Raw genomic sequence first — 18,820 nt, forward strand, 5'->3', positions numbered from 1 at the left:
GGGGAATTAGTATAGAACACTATGCTGGTACTATAACGGCATGCTGGTATTATGACTGCGCAGTTGGTGTAGCTGCGTTATCGTTCTTGTTGGTGCCAGACAGCTCAGCATCCAGTTTCTTCTCATCCAGCTCGCGGCAGTATTTCGCTACCACGATGGTCGCCACACCGTTACCAATCAGGTTGGTCAGCGCACGGGCTTCTGACATAAAGCGGTCAATACCCAGAATCAATGCCAGACCGGCAACGGGCAGGTGGCCCACGGCAGACAGCGTTGCCGCCAGCACGATGAATCCACTTCCCGTCACGCCCGCTGCACCTTTAGAGGACAGCTGCAGTACCACCAGCAGGGTAATCTGATGCCAGATATCCATGTGGCTGTTGGTCGCCTGAGCGATAAATACCGCGGCCATTGTCAGATAGATAGAGGTGCCATCCAGGTTGAATGAGTAGCCGGTAGGAATCACCAGGCCCACGACCGATTTTTTACAACCGACCTTCTCCATCTTCTCCAGCATACGTGGCAGCACGGATTCAGAAGAGGATGTACCCAGTACGATCAGCAGTTCTTCACGGATGTAGCGAATGAATTTGAAGATACTGAAGCCCGTCGCTCTGGCAATACTGCCCAACACCAGAAACACGAACAGCACACAGGTGATGTAGAAGCAAGCGATCAGCTGTCCCAGCTGTATCAGCGTACCGACACCGTATTTACCGATGGTGAAGGCCATTGCACCGAACGCACCCAGCGGAGCCAGTTTCATGATCATGTTAATGACGCCGAAAATGACCTTGGAGAAGCTGTCGATCACGTCAAAAATCACTTTGCCTTTTGACCCTAAGCGGTGCAGCGCAAAGCCGAACATCACAGCAAACAGCAGAACCTGCAAGATATTACCGCTGGCAAACGCACCGACCACGCTCCCCGGAATCACGTCCATCAGGAACGGAATCAGACCCTGTTGCGAAGCCTGTTGGGTATAAACCGCCACCGCAGACGCATCAAGCGTACTTGGATCGATGTTCATGCCCACGCCAGGTTGCACCACGTTGACCACGATCAGGCCGATAATCAGCGCAATCGTACTCACAACTTCAAAATACAGCAGGGCGACCGCACCAGTACGACCGACCGACTTCATACTTTCCATGCCTGCGATACCGGTTACTACCGTACAGAAGATAACCGGCGCAATAATCATTTTAATTAATTTAACAAACCCATCGCCCAGCGGCTTCATTTGCTCACCAAGCTGGGGGTAGAAATGCCCCAACAGTATCCCTATTGTAATGGCGGCAAGAACTTGAAAATAAAGACTTTTAAAAATTGATGTTTTCATACATACGTCCTATGGTGGGGAAAACACAGGAGGGGAATAGGGTACGAAAATGCCGCCTGTGATTGCGCCGAAAAGTAACATTGCAATAACAAGCTGAGAATGTTTTATAAGTTTAGTTTGTGAACGATAGGTTAAAAACAAGAGCTGAATCACGTCAGCAGGAATTATAAAGAAACATCAGTGCAATTTACTTGTAACAGATGCACATTTTTTCGGCAGGGAGATTGCTTTAAAAAGCCCTCAAACCCCCGCCATACGGGGAATGCGCCTTTCAGGAAACCTATATATAAAAAGTAACATTTGCGTTACCTATGAATACTCAGGAAGGCACCGTGAAAGGATGAATACCAGATTTTTTATCACGCCGCGCCAGCTGCATAGCAAAACGTGCCTGTGATAAAAGCAGCGCCGCCTCCTCGGGTCGAGGATCGGTAATAGTGAGGATACCCACGCTGACAGCCCGCGCAGGCTGGGAGCCCGCAGGCAAAAAGGGTGAATTAATCGCCAGCATCACATTCTGTGCCCAATCTTGTGCCTGTCCGGCAGATTGCAGTTGCTTCCCGATGATAGCGAACTCATCACAGTCGAGGCGCGCCAGATAGATAGGCCCAGCCTCGCTTTGTTCTTCAATCACTGCGCTGAGCTGCTTCGCTAGCGTGTCTACCTTGCCCTGTTTGCTGGCGGAGGAATCAAGCCCGAAAACCAGCAGACTGAACGGTGTCGCATCGGCCAGACGCTGCTCAAAGCGTCGCATAAAGTGTGCGTTGTCCGGCACCCCCGCCCCTTCCGTTCCGGCAGAAAGCGACTGCGCCAGCAGCTGTTGATTACGGTTATAGCTGCGCACCAGCGCGCCAAGCTCATCGTCTTGATGCCAAGGCGGCAGCGTAAGCTGACGGTGGAGCATGTCGTCCGGCGGTAGATTCTGTAACTCGACAATAATCCCACGCAGCGGGTGTATCAGCAGGCGGTTGATGCACCAGGTAATGGCGATCGACATAATCAACGCCAGCAGCAGATACGTCGCCAGCATGGTTGAAAAGGTGCTGACGATAAATTGATACATCCGGTAGGAATCCGCCTGCAAAACCAGATGCGCTAACGGAGCCGAATACTGCGTCTGTGGCGGTGAATAAAGCGGAATAGAGATACGGATCGGCAGCTTAAAGACCCGCGCGATCCAGTCTGGCACCGGACGCTCTTTCGGGAAATTCGCATGCAGCGTCTGGAAATCATCTGGCAGCAGCACATCTGCCCGGCTCAGAAAAGCAACCGGTAATAGGCTATCCAGAATATTGCCCGCACGCTGCACTTCGCCTTGTAACACCGCATCCGTCAACGGTTGACGCACGGAATAGGCGATGCTCTCCAGCTGTTTGGCATAATCTTCACGGCGCTGATGAACGAAGTGAAAGAGCTGTATGACGATAAACAGGCTGATCGTCACCAGTGCCACGGCAGACACGGCTGTCATCTGTTTAATCGTTAATGAACGTCTGAGCCGCAAGCGCTTTCTCCGTCAACCTGTTATGCAGACCTGAATACCGGGCCCACCAAACCACAAACAGGTGAGCAATATACAACGCGAAAAATGCGCACGCGTTACACACAGCAACACGATTTACACGCGGCAAGTAGTATAAGGCAGCTTATCGCCGCCTTAACGCTGTTTTCTGCTGATGTTCGGGGGATTTCATCTTAATCCTAGGCTACCTTCGGCAACAGCGGTAACGCGGCCTCAGGATAGGGGATATCCCCTGCATAAGCTAGCGCGGTCATTCGGGGAGCAGACAGGGGAATCGGGCAGGATTCTCGCCTGCCCGATAACGTGATGGGATGAGATTATTGCGGGTAAGGTACCCAGTCTCCGCCATTCAGACGAATGTACGGTTTTCCCTGATATTGCATCACGATAGCGTTCTCATTTTCCGAGATCGCTTCCGTTTGCGGCAGTGCGCTCGTCAGCGTTTGCCAGTCGACAGAGGGCGCGGTGAACACTTTGCCGTCCACCATACGCGCCACCAGCTCTGAAATCGCCAGATAGCTGCTCGGAGACGTAATCTCCAGCGCGTCGCCCTGATGCGGTGCCTGTAGGCCAAACAGTTTCACACCGACTGGAATATGCGTGATGCTCGGGCTCGGAATATCGCGCAGGCCGGACATTTGCATTTTATCCCCAGCCAGCGCCGCACCGTGCTCCGGCACCACAATTACCATGACTTTGCGGCCGGATTTTTGCAACTCGTCAAAAAATGTATCCAGTTGGTCAAACAGAATCTTCGCGCGTGGCGCATAGTCCGCCGACTGGTTGCTGCCGACAAAGCGGTTGCCGTCATGGAGCGGAATCAGGTTAAAGAAGGTCGCGTTACGGGTTGTTGTCGCTTTATCCCGCTCGCCCAACCAGCGATTTAACAGCGCCAGATCGTTATAAATTGGCTCACCGTCAAACGACGTAATCTGGTGACTGATGCCCTCCTGCGACAGCATCGGGATCTGAATATCGCCCTCTTCACGCACCTCACGCAGGTAATTCCCAAAGACGCCGGAATGGTCGAGCATCAGTTGTTCTTCAAAGCCCAGCTTCACCAGATTACTGAACAGGTAACACTGCTGGTTCACCGGCTGGTACAAATCGGTGTGGGATTGTTGACCACAGCTTGCCCGCAGCAGGCGAATGGACGCCGGCCCGCTATACGCAGTGGCAGAGTTAAACTCACGGAACAGGATATCGAACTTCTTCCACAGCGGATGGTTTTCCAACTGCACCACGTCCAGATCCGACCACGACAGCGAACAGATATTGATAATCAGCAGGTCAAAAGGCTGTGCATCCTGCGGCAGCGCGGCAGGGAACGCCGTGGTTCGTGCTTTTTCTCGCGTATAAAACTGGTTCAGATAAGCCGTGAGATTGGCATTCGTTGGCGGCAAGGTGGCCTCGGGTAGCGCAGCGTCTCCGCCAGCCGGGGAAGCCGCCGTCGAAGAGGCTGCCGTCGATACCGCAGGCATCAGCGACACTGCCGGGCCCGCCAGATTGACGATGTTTAACCACGCCAGCGCCGCCACGGTAAACACCGTAATACGAATCCACTGCGCGAAGAACAGATAGGCCACGATAATGACCGCCGCCGCCCCGACCATTTGCCAGTTAATAAAGCGATTGAACAGCTCCAGCAAATAGGCTGCGCTAAAGCCCGCAACCTGCGACCCCTGACTGAGAATACTGTTGATGCCCGGCAGCCAGGTATCGTGGTAAAACAGCCCGATACCGAGCGGAATGGCAATAATATGACGCCAGCGGTGCAGCGTAACGTTGGGAATCGGGAACAGCAAAAACGCCAGAAAGACCAGATTAAGCAGCGGATGAAAATTCAGGTAGCCAAACCATAACAGGGCAAATTTCAGCAAGAAATACACATTCCAGGCACCGAGCCCACGCCAGTAGCGCCAGACATTCTGCTGTTGTTGCGTATGCGGTTGCTGCTTACGTGATTTGTCGTCCATTTTATTTCTTAGTCTCTGCTGAAGTCGGCTGGGTTGAGACCGTCTTTGTTGAAGAAGCACTGCGCATCCAGACACTCGCAGGCTTCAGGTAGCGCGGTGACAACAGCCTGTTTTTCCAGTACTGAAGCCAGTGGGGAATCACACGGTGCGCCAGATAACCAAGCGTAAAGAAAACGACCGCGCTCAATAACACCAGTTGAACGATATCCATCAGGTTCATGACGATTCTCCCGGTACTCGGGTCCGTAAATCGGAACCCAATAGATCGGGCCCCAACAGATCGATAGCAATCGGTTCACGCCGCGGCATCTGGCTGCGCGGTGCAGATTCGGCCTGCTGCAATTGGGCATAATCGTTAATCTGCTGCTCTTGCTCCAGCGTATCGTCCTGCACCAGCGATTTAACTTCTGCCAGAATCTGTAGGTCTTGTGACCAGACAATCCGATTGCTGAACGCTTCATCCACCGGCAGACGAAAAATGGATTTCAGCGCGATATCCAGCTCATTCAGACGGCAATTGGACAGGAACAAAAATAGGCGACCCTGCGCGATCGTGACAACATCACCAAAGCGTCGCAGCGTGCACAGCGTCAACGCCTGCGCCGCCCGCACGCCCGGCACGGGGCGCAATGCGACCAGCACGCCCTTACTGCCTTCCGGCATCAGCGTGCTATCAATCAACATCTGCACAGACTGCCGAAATGTCTCAGGAGGCTGGTAGCCCTTAATCTGTAGCGGCCGCATGGTGGTCAGCAAGACTTCAACATCGACAGGAACATGCTTGGTAAAGCGCTGCCCCTGCACGCTTTCAATCCGCGTCAGGAAACGGGATAGCGGCTCTGAATGCGAGACAATAATATTCGCGCCACATGCCAATAACAGGCGCTCGTCGCTGGCGCGCAGACAAGGCTTCATTTCTCGCACCACAATCTTCAGTAATTCACCGCGCTGCCGCCGCAGGCTATGAACCTGTTTAACGAGCGTATCGACCTGACTGGTTTGATTGAGCGCCAAAACGAGGGTAGCCGAGTTCGTCAGCATGCCGGTTTGTACCAAAATGGCGTTGTCGTCCAGTAGCTGCCAGTTTTCTGACAGCGCAGGAGCACCTTCCATCACGCTCTTTTCCATCAGGAACAGCCCATCATCATCCAGAGACGGCGTAAGGGTTAGCTCCTCTTCCTTCAGCATGTGCCACCCGCCACTGTCGGATTGCAGCATCTGCACCTTATTCGCTCGCACGCCTCTTTCCGTTGCCCACCATGACACCAGATACTGTGCGCGATCCTGTTGCCATTGCAGGCTAGCCAAACCGTAGAGCCCGCGGTGTTGAGAAATCAGCATATTCCTCAAGCGGGTTACACCGCTGCTGTGGCTGATAACGACCAGCGTACACTGGCGTTGATACAGCCATGCCGCCGTATCATCCACCCAACGCTGGAGCCTTTCCGGCGAGATATCCCGCCACAGGCTGGCCGGCGCATAAAGCACCAATAGACGGTTTTTGGGGCGCAATGCACGCATTAAATCATCGGTTAAATTCAGCAACGCGGCTTTATTTTCCGGCAGTGCATAGCAAGATAATTGTTTTGTTTCGGTCGTATTACTTTCTGTCGTAAACAATACCGTCAGAAAAGGATCAGATCTTTCCCCACAGCCTATTAACGCCACTCTCGCGTTGTTATTTTGGCTGTGTATGACTTGTTGGCAAAATAATGCGGCATCAACCTGTCGGTCAATATTCACCCAATAAAAGCCGGCCTGCTGGAGCGTAACCAGCTCATCCCAAAGGTCACGAATACCTAATGAAAAGTTCTGCTTCATAGACTGATTTCTTTTCCGTTAATGACGGCATTTCACCTTAAATATACAGTCAAAATAAACTCTAGCAGCCCCTTGCGGGATCACAACTGTCCGCTATGAATTATTCCTATCCTTTGATAAATCAGCTCATTACTATTTTTGGCTATTCACATTGCAATCATAAATTCATTGCTATAGTTAATTGGCACACCTGACTCCTGATTAAAGGCAGCAGAGGCGTAACCTTTCATCTGCCAGACTGCCTGTTATGGGTGCAAAAAGAAGCACCTCATCTGCCATTCAGATGTTCTTCTTTCTCAATGATAATGGATAGCCTATTTCAGAGGCATGGGATGAATAACGCACCGACTCGTATCGATACTAGCGCGCACGCCGATTTAACCGAAAATGCAAGAGCCGACGACGATCTACGGGTTCTCAGTCAGGCTTTTTCTTTACCTGAAATAAACTATATCGATATCGCCCGTCAGGCGCGTCTCAGCCAAATGATGGCTCGTTGGCCGCTGCTCGATGAATTAAAAGAACCGGCCGGGAGCGACTGACGATGCCCGTTATTGCATTGCAGGGAATTCGCGGAGGCGTAGGCACCACCTCGATCGCCGCTGCACTGGGATGGGCCTTCCAACAGCTGGGCGAATCCGCGCTGGTGATTGATTTTTCGCCGGACAATTTGCTGCGTATTAACTTTAATATGCCGTTTGAACAACGCCGCGGCTGGGCGCGGGCGGAAGCCGACGGCGCACCGTGGCAAACCGGTGCCATGCAGTATCTCCCTGGACTGGATTTTCTGCCGTTTGGTCGCCTGAACACGCAGGAAGTCGCGACGCTTCAACAGCATTACCACCAGCACCCCGCACTCTGGCAAAACAATCTGGCGCAGCTCAACGCGGCGGGTCGTCATCGTTGGATACTGATCGATGTACCGGCGGACAACAGCCCGCTCACGCGACAGGCGTTAGCCACCGCGAATACCGTTTTTCAGGTGGTTGTGGCGGATGCCAACTGCCATTCACGCTTACATCAGCAGGCGTTGCCACGTCAGTGCCATTTTCTGGTTAATCAATTTTCTACTCTCAGCACGCTCCAGCAGGATTTACACCAGCTCTGGCTGCACACGCTGTCACACCTGTTGCCGCTGGTGGTACACCGTGACGAGGCGTTGGCAGAGTCGCTGATGCTGAAACAGCCGCTGGGCGAATGCCGCCCGGACAGCGTGGCAGCAGAAGAGATCATGACGCTGGCAAACTGGTGCCTGATTCACGTTAAGGAAAGTGGCGTATGAGCGGGATTCTGCGCCTCTTTCTCGTTCCGCCCGCCAGACAGGCGATACAGCAGCGCTACCGCGGCTATCGTCAGCAGGGAGCCTCCGCCTTTGCGGCATTTGTCGCCACGCTATTTGCGATACTCGGCTGGATCTTCCTGCGTCTGGAGTCTGAGGGCTGGCAACAAATTCGCGCGCAGCGAACCTACTGGTTCCCACACATTTCGCCTCAACGCCCGCGTCCGGCCGATATTCTTCGCTATCTGACGCAGGGTATTTGGCTGCTGACCATCAAAAACGGCCAGTTGCCGACATCACGCCGCAATTATTTCTCCGCGCTACCGCGCTGGCGGCAACGCTACATGAACGCGCTACAAGGGCTGTTTACCCGCTTTAGCCACGCAAATACTGACGATCGCGAAGACAGTGAGTCCCGTCTTGCCAAGACGAGCCACGTACAAAGGCTGGTGACAGTGATACTGAGTCTGCTGTGCGCCGCGCTCGCGCTGCTGTGCATAACACAGCCGTTTGATTTGCTGTCTCAGTTTATTTTTATGGCGCTGCTGTGGGGTATCGCCATGCTCGTTCGCAACATGCCGGGACGCATGCCGACGCTCATGATGATCGCCCTTTCTTTCACCGTCTCCTGCCGTTATCTGTGGTGGCGCTACACCGAAACGCTCAACTGGGACGATCCGCTGAGCCTGATCTGTGGACTGCTGCTGCTGGCGGCGGAAACCTATGCCTGGGTCGTGTTGGTTCTGGGTTATTTCCAGACAATCTGGCCGTTGAACCGCCACCCGGTTTCGCTGCCGGAAGACAGTAAAACGTGGCCGACCGTCGATCTCATGATCCCGACCTACAATGAACCGCTGAGTGTCGTGAAACCGACGGTGTATGCCGCGCTGGGCATCGACTGGCCTAAAGATAAGCTCAATATTTATATTCTGGATGACGGCGGGCGCGCCGAATTTAAAGCCTTCGCTGAAGAAGTCGGCGTCCATTACATCGCCCGCGTCACGCACGAACATGCCAAAGCTGGGAACATCAACAACGCCCTGAAACAGGCGGAAGGCGAGTTTGTCGCCATTTTTGACTGCGACCACGTGCCTACCCGCTCCTTCCTGCAATTGACCATGGGCTGGTTCTTCAAAGACAAAAAGCTGGCGATGCTGCAAACGCCGCACCATTTCTTCTCGCCCGACCCGTTCGAACGCAATCTGGGACGTTTCCGCCGCACGCCCAATGAAGGCACGCTGTTCTACGGTCTGGTTCAGGACGGCAACGACATGTGGGATGCCACGTTCTTCTGCGGTTCCTGCGCCATCCTGCGGCGTAAACCGCTGGATGAAATTGGCGGCATCGCGGTCGAAACGGTAACGGAGGATGCTCACACGTCGCTGCGCCTGCATCGCCGTGGCTACAGCTCGGCATATATCCGCATTCCACAGGCCGCCGGATTGGCGACCGAGAGCCTGTCGGCCCACATCGGGCAGCGTATTCGCTGGGCGCGCGGCATGGTGCAAATCTTCCGGTTGGATAACCCCCTATTCGGCAAAGGGCTGAAGCTCGGGCAGCGGCTGTGTTATGCCAATGCCATGATGCACTTTCTGTCTGGTATTCCCCGGCTGATCTTCCTGACCGCGCCGCTGGCCTTTCTGCTGCTGCACGCCTACATCATTTTCGCCCCAGCGCTGGCGATTGCGCTCTACGTGTTGCCGCATATGGTGCATGCCAGCCTGACCAACTCACGTATTCAGGGTCGCTACCGTCACTCTTTCTGGAGTGAGATTTATGAAACTGTGCTGGCGTGGTACATCGCCCGCCCCACCACCGTAGCCTTGTTTAACCCGCATAAAGGGAAGTTCAACGTGACGGCGAAAGGTGGGCTGGTTGAAGAACAGCATGTCGACTGGGTGATTACGCGGCCTTATCTAGTGCTGGTGCTGCTGAATATCGCCGGGGTGGTGTATGCCGGCTGGCGACTGATTTACGGGCCGCCGGAAGAGATCATGACGGTGCTCATCAGCCTGCTCTGGGTCATGTACAACATGACCATTTTAGGCGGAGCCGTCGCGGTTGCTGTAGAAGCCAAGCAGGTGCGTCAGGCACATCGGGTAGAGATGTCGATGTCAGCCGCTATTCTCCGTGCCGATGGGCATCTTTTCCCCTGCGTGCTGCGCGACTATTCCGATGGCGGCGTGGGCGTTGAAGCCCGCGAATCAGGCATTCTTCAGGTCGGGGACAACGTCTCGCTGTTGCTAAAACGCGGTCAGCAGGAGTACGCCTTCCCGTTCAGCGTCACCCGCGCGTTCGACAACAAAATTGGCCTGCGCATGACCAACCTGACCATCCGCCAGCATATTGATTTCATTCAATGTACGTTTGCCCGCGCCGACACCTGGGCGCTCTGGCAAGACAGCTTCCCGCAGGATAAACCGGTCGAAAGTCTGGTTGATATGCTGGCTCTCGGCTTTCGCGGCTACCTGCGTCTGGCAGATTACGCGCCGCCCGTCATACGCAACATTATCTTGGTCTTCCTCAACACCGTGGTGTGGGTTGTGTCATTCATCCCGCGCTATGTGGGGAAACGCCCCGTAACAGACCTGCCGGGCGCTGCGCTGCCGGAAAAAACCGTACATCAGGGCCAGACGCCGTCTGCCCATGAAACGCGATTTGCACAAGAGAACCTGTTTACAGCAAAGACAGTGGCTTGATTGCCATTCACAGGCCGTGATCAACGGTCTTTCTCCCGACAACGAGAAAGACCCTTAACATTGATGATGACACGATGACGAAAAAAATAATCTGGTTCACCGCATTGGCTTTAGGCGTCAGCTCATTATCTCAGGCTGTCACCACGCCGCACGCACAAACACCGGCCGAAGGGGGTGCGACCCAGCCGCCCGCCAATGCTGCCACCGCAACACCAGCGACGACGATGCCTGTGATTCCGCTGGTGCAGCCGCCGGCCAACGCCGCCGTGCGTAACGTGGTGATGCCGTTTGCACAGATCGCGCCGGCTCCGGGCTCCTTTGCGCTACGCGGTATCAATCCCGACGGGCAGATTGAGTTTGGCGTTCGCAGCGACGAAGTGGTCACGCAGGCTTCGCTCGACCTCGAATTTACCCCGTCACCGGCGCTGATCCCCACCGAGTCGCATATCAAGGTTTACCTGAACAATGAGCTCATGGGCGTCACCACGATTAGCAAAGAGCAGATGGGGAAATCCAACCGCGTGCGTATTCCTATCGATCCGCGCTACATCACGGATTTTAACCGCATGCAGTTGGTGTTCGTCGGCCATTATCAGAACATCTGCGAAAACCCAGCCAGCACCAGCCTGTGGCTGGATGTCAGCAAAGCCAGCGCGCTCAATCTGCAATTCCAGAAGCTGACGCTGAAAGACGATCTGTCGCCGTTCCCTGCGCCGTTTTTTGACAGCCGCGATACCCGCCCGCTAACGCTGCCCATCGTCTTTGCCGGCCAGCCGGATCTGGTGCAGCAGCGTGCCGCCGCGGTGCTCGCCTCCTGGTTTGGCAGCAAAGCACAATGGCGCGGGCAGTCTTTCCCTGCCCTCTTCAACCAGTTGCCGAATAGTCACGGTATTGTGTTCGCCACCAACGAGAAGCGGCCGGATTTCCTGCGCGATTCCCCCGCCGTGAACGGGCCAACGGTGTCTATCATCAGCCACCCCAACGATCCTCATGTGAAGCTACTGCTGGTGCAGGGGCGTGATGATAATGAACTGCTTACCGCCGTGCGGGGTATCGCACAGGGGAACGCGCTGTTCCGTGGGCAAAGCGTCACTATTGATAAGGTCGAACAGCTCGCCCCACGTCAGCCGTATGATGCACCAAACTGGGTGCGCACCGATCGCCCGATGACCTTCGCCGAACTGCAGCAATATAACGAACAGCTGCAAACCGACGGCATTGTTCCTCGGCCAATTTCACTGACCATGAACCTGCCGCCTGACCTGTTCCTGATCCGCAGTCAGGGCATCGATATGCGTCTGAAATATCGCTACACCGCGCCGCAGATTCAGGACGGATCGCGCCTGAGCATCAACCTGAACAACCAGTTCGTACAGGACTTCTCGCTGGCGCCGGAGCAAGACAAGAACTCCCTGTTGATGCGCCTGCCACTCACGCAGGGGCTATGGGATTCCGACAAGAGCCTGTCCATTCCGGCGCTGAAACTGGGCACCACCAACCAGTTGCGCTTTGATTTCAACTACACCACGCTGCTTTCCAGCGGCACCGCCGACCGCTGTGAAACCTATACGCCGGTCGTCAATCACGCCGTCATCGACAGCAATTCGACAATTAACTTCTCTGGCTATCGCCACTTTATGGCAATGCCGGATCTGCGCGCCTTTGCCAATGCGGGCTACCCGTTCAGCCGACTGGCTGACCTGTCACAAACGCTGGTGCTGGTGAACAAGCAGCCACAACCGGCTCAAGTCAGCGCGCTGCTGAATGCCATCGGCAACATTGGGGCACAAACCGGCTACCCAGCGCTGGCGGTGCAGCTCAGCGATGACTGGACGCAGATAGACAAGCAGGACAGCGATATTTTGATGATCGGCGCTATCCCGCCTGAACTTCACGACAGCAGCAAAATCAACCTGCTGGTCGAGCAAACGCAAAGCTGGATCAAAGAGCCAACACGCCAGAGCGTCGTCCCAGATATGGGCTCACCTGAATCTGACGCGAAGCCAGACAGCAAAACTACCGTCAGCAGTGACGGCGCGATGTCGGCGATTATCGGCTTCCAGTCCCCGTATCACGATCAGCGTAGTGTCGTCGCACTACTGGCCGATAGCCCGCAGGGCTATACGCTGCTCAACAACGCGCTGATCGACAGCGAAAAAAGAGCCTCGTTGTTCGGCTCCGTTTCCGCCATCCGTGAATCGGGCATCAATAATCTGCGCGTCGGCGACGTTTACTACGTCGGTCACCTGCCGTGGTGGGAACGTATCTGGCACGCCTTGGCGCAGCATCCTGTCTGGCTGGCGATCATATCGACCCTTACCGTCGTTATTGTTGCCTGGCTGCTGTGGCGTGGCCTGAAATTCTTCAGCCGCCGCCGCCTGTCGCCGGATGAAAGGGACTAACGCACCATGCCGCGCGTGCTGCGCTACCTGATCCCCACGCTGCTGTGGCTATGGGCTTCCCTGGCCACCGCCGCCGTCTGCGACTGGCCAGCCTGGGAGCAGTACAAGCAGCATTACATCAGCGCGGAAGGACGGGTGATTGATACCTCAACACCCAACAAAATCACCACGTCCGAAGGGCAAAGCTACGCCATGTTCTTTGCACTGGTCGCCAACGATCGCGTGATGTTTGATCGTCTTCTGAAATGGACGGAAGACAACCTGTCCGCAGGCGATTTGAGTGCTCATCTGCCCGCCTGGCTGTGGGGAGAGAACACGGATAAGCAGTGGACGGTGCTGGATCCGAACTCGGCTTCCGATGCCGACCTGTGGATTGCCTATAACCTGCTTGAAGCCGGTCGGCTGTGGAAAGAAGTACGCTATCAGACGCTGGGCACCACGCTGCTCGCGCGCATCGCCAAGGAAGAGGTGGTGACGATTCCGGGGCTGGGCGTGATGCTATTACCCGGAAAAGTGGGTTTCGCAGAGAAAGAGAGCTGGCGCTTGAACCCCAGCTATCTTCCGCCACAGTTGCTGGCTCGATTTGCTCCGCTGGGTGAGAAATGGAAAGCGATGCAGCGCACCACGCAGCGCCTGCTGTTAGAAACCGCGCCGAAAGGGTTCTCGCTTGATTGGGTCATCTGGCAAAAAGGCAAAGGCTGGCAGCCTGATACCACCAAACCCAATGTCGGCAGCTATGACGCCATCCGCGTCTATCTGTGGGCGGGGATGATGGCCGACAGCAGCAGAGGGAAAACCGACTTACTCAAACAGTTTCAGCCGATGATTCAGCAGACGATCCAGCAAGGACTACCGCCTGAAAAAGCGGATACCGCGACGGGCACCGTCACCGGACAGGGATCGGTAGGCTTTTCTGCCTCACTGCTTCCGATGCTATCCCGTCAACCGGATGCGCTGGCCGTCCAGCGCCAGCGGCTCGCCGCCAATCCACCGGGTGACGATGCGTATTTCTCTGCCTCTCTGACACTCTTTGGTCAGGGGTGGGATCAGAAGCGCTATCGCTTCACTTCACAAGGCCAACTCTTACCGTCCCGGGGCAGCCAATGCACAACAACACCTTAAACTGGCTGCGCCTCCTCCCGTTATTGCTGGTTACTGCGCCGCAGGCATACAGCGCGGAAACCGCGTCGCCAGAGCAATTTCTGATGGAACAGGTGCGTCTGGGAGAAGCAAGTAACAAAGACGATCTTGTGCGCCAGTCGCTCTATCGACTGGAGCTTATCAATCCAGATAACCCCGAGGTTATCGCTGCAAAATTACGGCTGGTACTGCGTCAAGGCGATCAGGCGCAGGCACGCCAGCAGTTGGAAAGGCTGAAGACTGTGGCGCCCGACTCCGCGCTCTATCGTCAGGCAGAAACAACGCTGGCGCTGACGCAGGAAACCGCGCGTCAACAGTTACAACAGGCGCGTTTGCTGTCTACCGCCGGGCGTTACTCAGAAGCCAAAGCGCAGTACGACGCGCTCTTTCACGGTGAGCCGCCAACGCTCGATCTCGCTGTTGAGTATTGGCGTCTGGTCTCTCGCTTACCGAATCAGGAAACGATCGCGATTAAGCAACTGGAAGCGCTGGATCAGATTTACCCGGATAACGTTCCGCTGCGCATGGTCTTGTCACGTCTGCTCTTCAGTCAGGACCGCAACGAGCAGGCCTATCCCTTGCTGATGCAGCTTTCTAATGACCCTGTCGGACGCAGTCAGGCCGCATCGCTATGGCTGGAAATCATTGGCCGAATGCCCGTCACGTCGCAGAGCGTGGCGGAACTCAACCGTTTCCTGACCGTATTCAAAGACGGTGAACAGGCAGAAACTGCACGCAAAGAGCTCAACCGCCAGCAAAAAATGTTAGCTGACCCTACCTATCAGGTACGCCTTCGTAGTCTGGCACAGGTTGAAAGCGGCGGTGGCGACAGCACCATGCTCAATGAACTGAATAAAGCGCTGTCTGCCACACCCAACACTCCGGCACTGATCGGCGCAGTGGGTCTGGTTTATCTGCGCGAAGGCGATCGGAAAAAGGCGCTGGAACAGTTTCAGAAGGCATTACAGGTGGATATGAGCCGTCTACACAGCGGTAGATGGGAAGGGCTCATCCAAAATACGCAAGACTGGACCACGATTGCGAAAGGTGACAATGCATTGAAAGCCAACAATCTGGCGCTGAACTGGCTGCGCCTCCTCCCGTTATTGCTGGTTACTGCGCCGCAGGCATACAGCGCGGAAACCGCGTCGCCAGAGCAATTTCTGATGGAACAGGTGCGTCTGGGAGAAGCAAGTAACAAAGACGATCTTGTGCGCCAGTCGCTCTATCGACTGGAGCTTATCGATCCAGATAATCCCGAGGTTATCGCTGCAAAATTACGGCTGGTACTGCGTCAAGGCGATCAGGCGCAGGCACGCCAGCAGTTGGAAAGGCTGAAGACTGTGGCGCCCGACTCCGCGCTCTATCGTCAGGCAGAAACAACGCTGGCGCTGACGCAGGAAACCGCGCGTCAACAGTTACAACAGGCGCGTTTGCTGTCTACCGCCGGGCGTTACTCAGAAGCCAAAGCGCAGTACGACGCGCTCTTTCACGGTGAGCCGCCAACGCTCGATCTCGCTGTTGAGTATTGGCGTCTGGTCTCTCGCTTACCGAATCAGGAAACGATCGCGATTAAGCAACTGGAAGCGCTGGATCAGATTTACCCGGATAACGTTCCGCTGCGCATGGTCTTGTCACGTCTGCTCTTCAGTCAGGACCGCAACGAGCAGGCCTATCCCTTGCTGATGCAGCTTTCTAATGACCCTGTCGGACGCAGTCAGGCCGCATCGCTATGGCTGGAAATCATTGGCCGAATGCCCGTCACGTCGCAGAGCGTGGCGGAACTCAACCGTTTCCTGACCGTATTCAAAGACGGTGAACAGGCAGAAACTGCACGCAAAGAGCTCAACCGCCAGCAGGGAATGATGGCCGATCCCACCTATCAGGCACGCCTTCGCGGTCTGGCACAGGTTGAAAGCGGTGGCGGCAACAGCGCCACGCTCGGTGAGTTAAATCAAGCGCTGGCCGCCACGCCAAACGATCCTGAACTGATCGGCGCAGTGGGTCTGGTTTATCTGCGCGCAGGCGATCGGGCAAAAGCACTGACACAGTTCCAGAAAGCATTGCAGGCGGATACTGATCGCCTCAACAGCGGTAAATGGGAAGGTCTCATCCAAAGCACGCAATATTGGAACACGATTGCGGAAGGCGACAACGCGCTGAAAGCTAACAACCTACCGCTGGCGCGGCAGAAATATCAGCAAGCACGCCAGATGGATAACACCAACGCCTATGCGCTAATTGGTCTGGGTGATGTCGCCGTTGCCAGTAAGAATGATGCCGCCGCACAGCCGCTCTATCAGCAGGCCTTGCACCTTGAACCCGGCAACGACAACGCCTTGCGCGGCTTGGTCGGTATTTATCAGCGGCAGTCGCCGGAAAAAGCACTCGCTTACCTCAACGGCCTGTCACCTAGCCAGCAGAATGCGATGCAGGAGCCGCTTGCCGCACTGCGGCTCGATATCCTGAAGCAGCAGGCGGATCGGCTTTTAGAACAGCAGCAGTGGGCGCAAGCGGAGGAGAAGTATCGTCAGGCGAACCAGCAGGATCCGAACGATGTGTGGCTGGCCTATCGCTATGCACAGACGCTACGCCAACTGGGAAAAACGCAGCAGGCGGACAGCGTAGTTCAACGCGCGACGTCCATACCCCCGACCAGCGCGGAAAAGAATTACGTTTACTCACTTTACCTGTCGTCGACCAATCGCGATGAGCAAGCACTCGCTCACCTGAACACGCTTCCCGCAGCGCAGTGGAACGACGATATGCGTGACTTATCTCAACGTTTAACGATGCAAACCACGCTGGCTAAAGCGGAAGCGATACGCGACGCGGGTGATGAATCCGCCGCTATCGCTTTCCTCCGCCAGCAACCGGCTGACACCCGCATCGATCTCCTGCTGGCAGACTGGGCGCTGGCTCGGGGTGAATACGCTACGGCGCTGGCAGATTATCAGCGCATCCGCACGCGAGAGCCGCAGAACCCCGATGCGCAACTGGGTGAGATCGACGCGTTTATCGCGCAGGGCCAGCAAGATGACGCACGCCAGCGCCTGAACCAGCTTCCAACGCAGGCGGCTGATACGCTCAATGCGCAGCGGCGCGTCGCTAACGCCTGGCAAGCGGTCGGGGATCCGCAAAAATCGACGGCGCTTTTCCGCCAGCTAAAAATCGACGCGCAGAAAGAGCCTGTCGGTCAGACTAAGGCTCTGGTCTATCGCAATGCAGCACGCGTTGAACAACAGCAATCTCAACCTGAACAGGCACAGCAGGACTATAAACAGGCAATGGTCGCTAGCGGCATCACACCCGCTCTGCCGCAAAGCGACGATGACTACACCCGGCTAACACGCAATCAGGCGGGAGACGACTGGCTGCAACGCGGCATCCGTGCCGATGCCGCAGACCTGTACCGCAAGCAGGATATTACCGTCACCCTTGACCACGATTACGGGAGTTCGAGCGGTACCGGCGGCGTTTCCGACCTGAGCGCCCACGACACCATGTTGCAGGTGGATATGCCGCTGTACGACGGCCGCGCCTTCTTCCGTACCGATACCGTGCAGATGAACGCCGGCTCCTTCTCTCCAGACAGCAACGGTGCCTATCGGGAAACCTTCGGCACCTGCGCCACACAGGACTGCTTCGACGGCAAATCGCAGAAAGCCACCGGCACCAGCGTCGCCGCAGGTTGGAAGAACGATCGCTGGTCAGCAGACATCGGCACCACGCCGCTCGGCTTTGATGTCGTCGACGTCGTCGGCGGCGCAAGCTACAGCGGTGACTGGCGGCAAATCGGCTGGACCGCGACGGCATCGCGCCGCCCGATCTCCAGCTCATTACTCGCCTTCGGCGGTACCAAAGACCCTGGCACCGGCATTACCTGGGGCGGCGTGCGCGCCACGGGTGTCAGCCTCGGGCTGAGCTACGATCGGGGCGAAGCGCACGGCGTCTGGAGTGATTTCAGCGTCCACCAGATTACGGGTAAAAACGTGGCCGATAATGACCGAGCCCGCGCGATGGCAGGTTATTACTACAAGTTGATTAACGAGGATAACCGACGCGTCACGGTTGGCCTGAACAGCATGTGGTGGCGTTACCAGAAGGATTTAAGCGGTTACTCGCTCGGTCAGGGCGGCTACTACAGCCCACAGCAATACTTCTCGCTGGGCGTGCCGGTGAACTATCGGCAGCGGACGGAAAACTGGTCGTGGGAACTCGGCGGATCGCTGTCGTGGTCACGTTCCTCCACCAAAGATCAGCGGCGCTATCCACTGGTCGGCCTGCTTGGCAACGCTGCGATCACCGACAGAGACGCCATCGAAGAAGGCAGCAGCAGTTCCGGCTTCGGCTATACGGCGCGCGCCATCGTCGAACGCCGCCTCAGCTCACACTGGACGCTGGGTGTCGGTATCGACATTCAGCAGGCGAAGGACTACACCCCAAGCCACGGCCTCATCTACCTGCGCTACTCCGCCTCCGGCTGGCAAGGCGATCTCGACAGCCCACCGCAGCCGCTAACGCCTTACGCGGACTTTAAGTAACCTTCCCCCTCATTGGGTTTCCGGAACAGCGGAAACCCAATGATAAATATAAAAATTATTATCTCTTACGATATAGTTATCTACCTATTCATACA

11 protein-coding genes are annotated in these 18,820 nt (G+C 55.8%); 6 read left to right on the forward strand and 5 right to left on the reverse strand.

Annotated features, from left to right (window positions below):
* Nucleotides 1-49: 49 nt before the first annotated feature.
* From EIP93_RS21830 to bcsE, 5 genes are all read right to left on the reverse strand, one after another.
* Nucleotides 50-1,342, reverse strand: a complete 1,293-nt coding sequence (locus tag EIP93_RS21830) for a dicarboxylate/amino acid:cation symporter (protein ID WP_125233267.1) — start codon at nucleotides 1,340-1,342, stop codon at nucleotides 50-52.
* 319 nt (nucleotides 1,343-1,661) lie between these two features.
* Nucleotides 1,662-2,813, reverse strand: a complete 1,152-nt coding sequence (locus tag EIP93_RS21835) for a diguanylate cyclase domain-containing protein (protein WP_109225597.1) — start codon at nucleotides 2,811-2,813, stop codon at nucleotides 1,662-1,664.
* A gap of 368 nt (nucleotides 2,814-3,181) precedes the next feature.
* Nucleotides 3,182-4,840 carry a cellulose biosynthesis protein BcsG gene (gene bcsG, locus EIP93_RS21840; protein WP_107333626.1) on the reverse strand — a complete coding sequence of 553 codons (1,659 nt, stop codon included), beginning with the start codon at nucleotides 4,838-4,840 and terminating at the stop codon, nucleotides 3,182-3,184.
* Between the two features lies 1 nt (nucleotide 4,841).
* Nucleotides 4,842-5,060: a cellulose biosynthesis protein BcsF gene (bcsF, locus tag EIP93_RS21845; protein WP_107333627.1), complete on the reverse strand. Its 219-nt coding sequence runs from the start codon at nucleotides 5,058-5,060 to the stop codon at nucleotides 4,842-4,844.
* The gene (gene bcsE, locus EIP93_RS21850) at nucleotides 5,057-6,661 is read right to left on the reverse strand and encodes a cellulose biosynthesis protein BcsE (protein ID WP_116362878.1); all 1,605 of its coding nucleotides are present in this window, start codon (nucleotides 6,659-6,661) and stop codon (nucleotides 5,057-5,059) included. The genes bcsF and bcsE overlap by 4 nt, the downstream gene beginning before the upstream one ends.
* Nucleotides 6,662-6,993: 332 nt before the next feature.
* Here bcsE and bcsR point away from each other — a divergent pair, with 332 nt between their 5' ends.
* From bcsR to bcsC, 6 genes are all read left to right on the forward strand, one after another.
* The gene (bcsR, locus tag EIP93_RS21855) at nucleotides 6,994-7,203 is read left to right on the forward strand and encodes a cellulose biosynthesis protein BcsR (RefSeq protein WP_107333629.1); all 210 of its coding nucleotides are present in this window, start codon (nucleotides 6,994-6,996) and stop codon (nucleotides 7,201-7,203) included.
* Nucleotides 7,204-7,205: 2 nt separating this feature from the next.
* Complete coding sequence (gene bcsQ / locus EIP93_RS21860) at nucleotides 7,206-7,943, forward strand: cellulose biosynthesis protein BcsQ (RefSeq protein WP_107333630.1); 738 nt, start codon at nucleotides 7,206-7,208, stop codon at nucleotides 7,941-7,943.
* Nucleotides 7,940-10,639: a UDP-forming cellulose synthase catalytic subunit gene (gene bcsA / locus EIP93_RS21865; protein ID WP_125233268.1), complete on the forward strand. Its 2,700-nt coding sequence runs from the start codon at nucleotides 7,940-7,942 to the stop codon at nucleotides 10,637-10,639. The genes bcsQ and bcsA overlap by 4 nt, the downstream gene beginning before the upstream one ends.
* A gap of 74 nt (nucleotides 10,640-10,713) precedes the next feature.
* The gene (gene bcsB / locus EIP93_RS21870; RefSeq protein ID WP_125233269.1) at nucleotides 10,714-13,041 is read left to right on the forward strand and encodes a cellulose biosynthesis cyclic di-GMP-binding regulatory protein BcsB; all 2,328 of its coding nucleotides are present in this window, start codon (nucleotides 10,714-10,716) and stop codon (nucleotides 13,039-13,041) included.
* A gap of 6 nt (nucleotides 13,042-13,047) precedes the next feature.
* Nucleotides 13,048-14,163 carry a cellulose synthase complex periplasmic endoglucanase BcsZ gene (gene bcsZ / locus EIP93_RS21875; RefSeq protein ID WP_125233270.1) on the forward strand — a complete coding sequence of 372 codons (1,116 nt, stop codon included), beginning with the start codon at nucleotides 13,048-13,050 and terminating at the stop codon, nucleotides 14,161-14,163.
* Complete coding sequence (gene bcsC / locus EIP93_RS21880) at nucleotides 14,145-18,725, forward strand: cellulose synthase complex outer membrane protein BcsC (RefSeq protein WP_420899359.1); 4,581 nt, start codon at nucleotides 14,145-14,147, stop codon at nucleotides 18,723-18,725. The genes bcsZ and bcsC overlap by 19 nt, the downstream gene beginning before the upstream one ends.
* Nucleotides 18,726-18,820: the final 95 nt, after the last annotated feature.

The sequence above is a fragment of the Pectobacterium versatile genome (genome assembly GCF_003932035.1).
In the GTDB taxonomy this organism is placed as follows: Bacteria; Pseudomonadota; Gammaproteobacteria; order Enterobacterales; family Enterobacteriaceae; genus Pectobacterium; species Pectobacterium versatile.